Origin of the sequence: Synechococcus sp. OH2, from assembly GCF_047462155.1 — a bacterium.
GTDB lineage: Bacteria > Cyanobacteriota > Cyanobacteriia > Thermostichales > Thermostichaceae > Thermostichus.
Window position 1 is genome coordinate 21334 of sequence record NZ_JANSIR010000026.1, and the last position, 6461, is coordinate 27794.

At 61.5% G+C, this 6461-nt stretch carries 7 protein-coding genes; 3 read left to right on the top strand and 4 right to left on the bottom strand.

The genetic code is table 11. From position 1 onward, the window contains the following. Positions 1-727 (bottom strand): type IV pilus biogenesis protein PilM (pilM, locus tag NW835_RS02115; protein WP_414414402.1); only part of this gene is annotated, 727 nt, incomplete at its 3' end. A 236-nt stretch (positions 728-963) separates the two neighbouring features. Between pilM and NW835_RS02120 the strand changes: the two genes are divergently transcribed. After that, positions 964-2085, top strand: coding sequence for an iron-containing alcohol dehydrogenase family protein (locus NW835_RS02120; protein ID WP_414414403.1), 1122 nt, complete (start codon positions 964-966; stop codon positions 2083-2085). 6 nt (positions 2086-2091) lie between these two features. On the opposite strand, the gene NW835_RS02125 is transcribed toward NW835_RS02120, so the two are convergent. The 3 genes from NW835_RS02125 to NW835_RS02135 all read right to left on the bottom strand — a co-directional run bounded on the left by NW835_RS02125 (position 2092) and on the right by NW835_RS02135 (position 5312). Continuing rightward, on the bottom strand, positions 2092-2991 hold the full coding sequence (locus tag NW835_RS02125) for a DMT family transporter (protein WP_414414404.1): 900 nt from the start codon (positions 2989-2991) through the stop codon (positions 2092-2094). A gap of 297 nt (positions 2992-3288) precedes the next feature. Continuing rightward, the gene (locus tag NW835_RS02130; RefSeq protein ID WP_414414405.1) at positions 3289-4413 is read right to left on the bottom strand and encodes a glycosyltransferase family 9 protein; all 1125 of its coding nucleotides are present in this window, start codon (positions 4411-4413) and stop codon (positions 3289-3291) included. Between the two features lie 83 nt (positions 4414-4496). Further along, positions 4497-5312: a hypothetical protein gene (locus NW835_RS02135; RefSeq protein WP_414414406.1), complete on the bottom strand. Its 816-nt coding sequence runs from the start codon at positions 5310-5312 to the stop codon at positions 4497-4499. Between NW835_RS02135 and NW835_RS02140 the strand changes: the two genes are divergently transcribed. Both NW835_RS02140 and NW835_RS02145 read left to right on the top strand, forming a co-directional pair. Then, positions 5311-5565, top strand: a complete 255-nt coding sequence (locus NW835_RS02140) for a hypothetical protein (RefSeq protein WP_414414407.1) — start codon at positions 5311-5313, stop codon at positions 5563-5565. The two genes, NW835_RS02135 and NW835_RS02140, sit on opposite strands and share 2 nt — an antisense overlap. Positions 5566-5721: 156 nt before the next feature. Continuing rightward, positions 5722-6461, top strand: a 740-nt coding sequence (locus NW835_RS02145) for a DUF4912 domain-containing protein (protein ID WP_414414408.1), incomplete at its 3' end; no start/stop codon positions are given.

Here is a 6461-nt window from a genome sequence, read left to right on the forward strand (position 1 = left end):
CCGGCAAATTCAGGGCCTGGGCTAGCACCTGGCGCATGTGGATGGTGCCGATGTTGACGGTGCGGGTAAATTGCGGGATGCCGTTGACCAAGATGCTGATCTCACTGCTGTCGTAGCCGATGGAGCTGAGCAACACCGCCTCTTGGGGGCTGTACTGGGTTAGTTGGTCACGGATGGTGCGAATGAGAGAGAAACTGGCCAGCTCCACACAGCGGGCCTTCAGGTTGGCCGCTTGCAGCACGGCCAGGTAATTGTCCACCACCTCCTTGGGGATGGCTACCAGTAAGACTTCGATGCGCTCAATGCCATCCTGAGAAAGGTCTAGGCCCAGGGGCTGGTAGTCCACATCCGCCTGATCCCGGGGGTAGGGGATGTAGAGCTCCGCCTCCTGCTCCAAGACCACCCGCCGCAGCTCATCGGCAGGCAGGTCAGCAGGCAGGCGAATGAGACGGACGATCGCCTCTCGCACCGGCACCGCGGTCGCCACCGGCAAGTTGGTGGGCACCTTGTATTCGTTTAGCAAGTTGGCCAGGGTCAGGCCAACCGTGTCTGGATCGAGGATGCGCCCCTCGATCATTGCCCCCTCTGGCATTTCCACGCTGTGGTAGTGAACTAGACGATAGCGGCCATTGCCCTGTTTTTTCAGTTGGGCAACGGCAATGCGCTCGGCGTTGATGTCCACCCCAAGCAAGGTTTGGGTTCTGGAGCCACCAAGAAAGCCAAACACGCTGGAAACCCCGCCCTCTGCGCTACTGCTAGGACGCATACTACCCAATTTGTCTGGGGGTTACCACCGTTTGCAGTTGACTGCCGGCAAAGATTTGTGCTAGCTGGCCCTCCCCTACCAGGGATCCCAACCCGTTCTAAGCAAGCGAGACTCAGGGGTGGGAAAGGCAGAGCTTGCGGCTAGAATCGTAGTCTGTATTTACGGACACTGGGCTGACCTTATTGCCCCTTTTTGGAATGCTGAGCACTTGTGAATTCGACCTAGCCATTCCGGCGCCGGGCCGGGTGTACCGGGGCAGCGGCATTCTCGAGGCCGTCCCCCTGACGATCCTGGGATCCCGCGTGTTGGTGATCGGGGGGGAGCGATCGCTAGCTGTGGCTGAACTGCCCCTGAAGCGCAATCTGGAGCGGGATCCCGCCGTTCAGGTTTACTGGAGCACCTATGGCGTCGATTGCAGCGAATCGGAGCTGGCTCGTCTCCAGGCTCTGGCCACAGCAGAATCCGTAACCGGCATTTTGGGGGTGGGGGGCGGCAAGGCGTTGGATACGGCCAAGTTGGTGGCCCATCGGTTGGGGATCCCGGTGGCGACGGTGCCCACCTCTGCTGCCACCTGTGCCGCCTGGAGCGCCCTGTCCAACATCTACTCGGAGGCCGGAGCTTTTCAGCGGGATGTGGCCTTGGAGCAGGCACCTGCCGCTTTGATCCTGGACTATGACTTGATTCTGCAAGCGCCAGCACGCACCCTGGTGGCCGGGATCGGAGATGCCTTGGCCAAGTGGTACGAGTCTTCTGTGAGCAGCGGCAGTTCAGAAGATGCCCTGGTGATCGGCGCTGTGCAGCAGGCCCGCGTCTTACGGGATTTGCTCTTGCAAAAATCGGTGGCGGCCCTGCGGGAGCCAGGTGGGACTGCTTGGAGGCAGGTGGTGGACGCCTGCATTTGCCTAGCGGGGATTGTCGGCGGCATGGGAGGAGCCAAGTGTCGCACTGTGGCCGCCCATGCTGTCCACAACGGTCTTACTCATCTGGTGGGCCACCGGGCCACCCTGCACGGCGAGAAAGTGGCTTTTGGCATCTTGGCCCAGCTTCGCCTGGAGGAGATCCTGCAGGGAAGCCAGTTGGCGCTGGCCGCCCGCACCCAGTTGCTGGAGTTCTACCGCCAGGTGGGGCTGCCCCTTAACTTGCGGGATCTCCACCTCAACCACCTGGGATCCGCTGAGCTGCTGCAGGCTGCCCAAGTGGCCTGCCAGCCGGGATCCGATATTCACCATCTGCCCTTCCCCGTTAGCCCGGAAGCCCTGCTGGTGGCCCTCACCACCACCGACTTGACCAGCTCCAGTCCCGTCCTGCCGCGGCTCTAGGCTGGCCTAGAGATCTTCCCGCTTTCCAACTTTGCCAGTCCAGGCCGGGGTTTGGGCCCTCTGCAGCCGGGCTTCCCTGTAGGCCCCAGAAGTGGCGCCTGCCAAGACCAAGGCTCCGCCCATCCAAGTCCACCCATCCGGGATCTCGGCAAACACCCAGAACCCGATCAGGCTAGCCCAGAGGAGGCGGAAAAAATCAAGAGGCAGCAGCATGGTCACCTCGGCCAGCTTGTAGGCTTGGGTGAGGGCCACCTGGCCCAGGCTGCCCAGCAGCCCCATTGTCGCCATCCACAGCCACTGCTCCGGCGAAGGCCACCTCCAAACCCAGACGGCAGCCAAGAAGGAAAGGGGAGTCTGCAACAGGCCCATGTAGGCGGTAATGGTGAGGCTGGACTCAGTGCGGGCGAGGATCTTGAGCACAATGGTTACCCAGGCAAAGAGGGCTGCCGCCGCCAAAGCTAGCCCTGTCCCTAAAGAGAGCTCCCGAAAGCCCGGCCTTAGCATCACCAAGGCCCCGGCAAACGCCAGGCCCAACCCCAGCCAGCGGGAGGGGCGCATCTGTTCGCCCAACACCCAGACCGCCATGAGGCTGGCAAACAAAAGCTGGACAAAGCTCAGCGCCGTTGCTTCCGCCAAAGGCAACAGACTGGCTGCCCAGAAGGAAAGCAGCATCCCCAAGGTGCTGATTGCCGAGCGCAGGAGGTAGAAGCCCATCCTGGCGGTGCGCAGAGAGTGGATCCCTGCTCGCAAAAGCAGTGGCACCAGGGCAAGTAACCCAAATAGGTTGCGCAAGAACACAATTTCAAAAGGGTGCAGGGCGGGCGTGTTGAGCCGGATGATCGCCCCCAAACAGGCAAAGCAAAAGGTGGCCAGCAGCTTCAGGGCAACCCCTTGCCAGGCTCTCATTTGGCCCCCCTCCGCAAACTGCCCCACTTGCGCGTTCTCAACGTTACAGCTCACACCCAAATGTTTAAGTACAGAGTTTTCAGCCTCGAACTCTCAGCCTAAGCGGACTGTCAGGGATCCGACCGGCGCTCCTGGGCCCTCTCTGCCACCCCCCTGGTCAGCAGGGAAAAAGACGGGGATCCCTGGGAGCTATGGCCATCTCGAATAGCCATGAACAACAGTTGTCCCCTCGCTCTGTAGCTCCCCTCTCCCTTTGGGAGAGGGGATGGGGGTGAGGGAAGAGATCGGCTGGAAGTCCTACGTCTTCTTCAGATTTAGAATCTCCTGCAGGTAGCCGATGACTGTTTCTGGCCGGAGGTGGGTCATGCAGGGGTGGCCCTCCACCAGGCAGGTTTCGTTTTTGAACTTGTTTTCCACGCAGACCCGGCATTTATAGGAAGTTTGGGTAACGTAAACGTGGGGCAGGCGAGGTGCCCACAGCCGCACTGGGCTAGCTCCATCGCCATCGGCATCGTTGCCAAACAGAGCAATGGTGGGGCAGCCCACAGCCGCTGCAATGTGCATCGGCCCCGCGTCCACGGAGATACAGACCCGCGCCCGCTTCAGGGCTCCAGCCAATTCGATCAAGCTGGTTTTGCCCCGCAGGTCAATCATCCCTGTTTCAGCCACCAGTTGCTCTTCACCGTCACCGTGGTAGAGGGATCGCTGCAGCTCGGGGGCACTGCCAATTAGCCCCACCTGCAGGCCCTGGCCCTGGCACCACTGGATCACTTGGCGCCAGTACTCGAGTGGCCACATCTTGGCACGGCGGGTGGTGGTGATGTGCACCAGAACTTCCGGCACGGGAAAGTCGGGATCCCGGCTGGGCAGCTCTAGGCGGAAAAAATCTGTTTCCACATAAGCCAGGCGGCAGAAGATCTCGGCAATGTAGTTGCTGGTGAGGATGTCTTTGTAGCGCTGCAAAAACTCCAGGCTGTTCCAGTCGTCGTCCTGGAGCATGCGCTGCACCGGGTCGGGGCCGGGATCCAGCTTGCGGCGAAAATCCAAAGTCAGGCCGGCGCCGGCAATGTACTGGGGGCGCAAGGCCGTCACCGCCACCAGGTTGAGCTCGCTGAACTCGTCGCAATTGATGGCCAGATCATAAGGCCCGGCCTGGGCCAGACGATCTCGCACTGCCGCCGTCAGGGCCTCGAGGTAATCGGGGCGGCGGCTGTAGAGGGGGAAGCTGAAGTCGATGTAGGGGCAGTGGAGCTCAAAGTCGCGGGTAATCTCGCTGCCAAAAAAATCCAGCACACAGCCGGGGTATTTTTCCTTGAGGCCCCGCAGGAGGGGGATGGTGACCACAAAGTTGCCCACCTTGCTGGAAGAAAATACCGCTAGATGGGGTCGTTCCCGCAGGGGTTGGTTGGCAAACCGTTGCATAGGGTTGGGATCCCCAGAAAAAGCTGTTTGCGTCCGCAGGGCGGAGCACTTTTGTTAAGCTACCATCCCCTCCCCAGGGCTACTCAAGGCCGGCTGGCCTGGCTGCCATCCCAGATGACTACCACGGCAAAGCGATCCAGAAAGCCATCGCTGGCGTTCATCTGGCGCAGCTTGAAGGCGTCTTCGGCGGAGATCACCAGGTCGTAGCCTAGGGTGCGCATGGCGCGGATGCGGTGGGGCCGTTCCCCAATGCGGTTGACCAGCGAGCGGGCCTGCTCTTCCGAGGTGGCGTAGGCGGCGGTGCCTTCGCTGCCCACAAAGGCAGCATTGAGATCCTGGCCAAGGTTGAGGGGCGGGTAAACTGGGTTGCCGTCGGGATCCAAAAGGCGCATCGATTGGCTAGGGAGAAAATCCAGGCCGCGGGCATCCACGATCAGCCCTGTTACCTGCGGGGTCTGCCGCTGGGATCCTGCTTCGAGGCCAGCTCCCCCCCCTGCCCCCTGGCCTGTGCCCACCCCCGAGCCAGGGCTGGAGCCGCGCCCCCCGCTCTGACCGTTGCCAGGCCCGATCACTTCTCCCCGTCCAGAACCCGAGCCACCGCCCCCGCTGCCGAACTGGCGCAACAAGTCCAAATCGAAAATCGGCCCTTCCAAGCTTGTGTTCTCGCTAGAAACCGCTGACTCTACTTCTACCTGGTCGGGAGTAACCAGGCGCCAGGGCGTTTCTTCCGGGAAGGGTTGTTTCTCAACCGCTGGGGCAGGGGATCCCCCTTGCAGGCGGTAAAGGGGAGGAAACAGCGTTTGCGCCTCGACAGCTTCCCCCGGCCAGACCAGGATCCCCAGCGCTGCCAAGATCGCTCGGATCCCTGCGCCTTGAGTTCTATCTTTCCACCACCTCATGCCCCCACCTCACGGCCTGAAAACCTGTGGTTTGCTCTGCAGCCGCCCACCCTTCCCCCATGCTACCCAGGCAGGGCTGGTTCGGCAGGGGATCCCGCGCAGTCCTCCCTTTGGCTTTTTCTCCCCTGCGGAGGGATCCCTAGCTCAAGATGGCTGGGAAAGCCAGGCGTTGATCCCCAGCGATCCCCAAGCTCTTGACCGCCAGGCAAAAATACGCAAACATGTGTTCATCATTCTTTGCGATCCCCGTTGATCCCGACCTGGAGTCATCAGGGGTTGGAAAGCACAAAGCAGGCCGTCACGCCAGTAGGTTCAAGGCTGTACTGAGCCACAAGCTGGGATCGGCCTTTGGGTTAGAAGCTGGAGCATTGCACAAAGCCTGAGTTGTCGAAGACAGGAGACCCTGACCATGCCACCAGAGCGGATCCCATTGGAAGAAATGACCATCCGGCAGTTGCGGGAAGAAGCTGCCCGCTATCAAATCCCCAAGTACAGCCGCATGACCAAAGAGCAGCTTATCGAGGCCATTCGGGAAGCCCAAGCCAAAACTGGCCGCCCCATCGATGCGATGCCGGAGCCCAGCGGGCAAGAGTCGGTTACCGGGACGAAGTATGTCGGCCAAGTAGCTAGCAAGCCGGATCTGGCCGATGTAGACAAGGGGCTGGGGGATCTGCCCGGGGGCTATGGCGAAAGCCGCATTGTCCTGCTGCCGCGGGATCCCCAGTGGGCCTACGCCTACTGGGATGTCCCCAACGAAGCCAAGGAAAGCAAGCGCCGCGAGGGCGGCCAGCAGTTGGCGCTGCGTCTGTACGATGTGACAGATATTGATTTCGACCGCCAGCCGGCCCACAGCATGCAGGAGTACCCCTGCGACGAGTTGGCGCGGGAGTGGTACCTGCCGATCCCGGTGAGCGACCGCTCCTATTTGGTGGAGATTGGCTACCGGACGGCAGATGGCCGCTGGCTAATGTTGGCCCGCTCAGCAGCAGTGATGGTGCCGCCGGTCTTCCCCTCCGACTGGTTTGAAGAGCACTTCCTGACGGTGCCCTTTGAGATGCCCCTCCAGGGCCGCACCCTCTACCAGCTCACCGAGCCCTACAAGCGCAGTACCGCCGGCATGGGCGTGGTGGCCTACAAAGGCGACGAGCC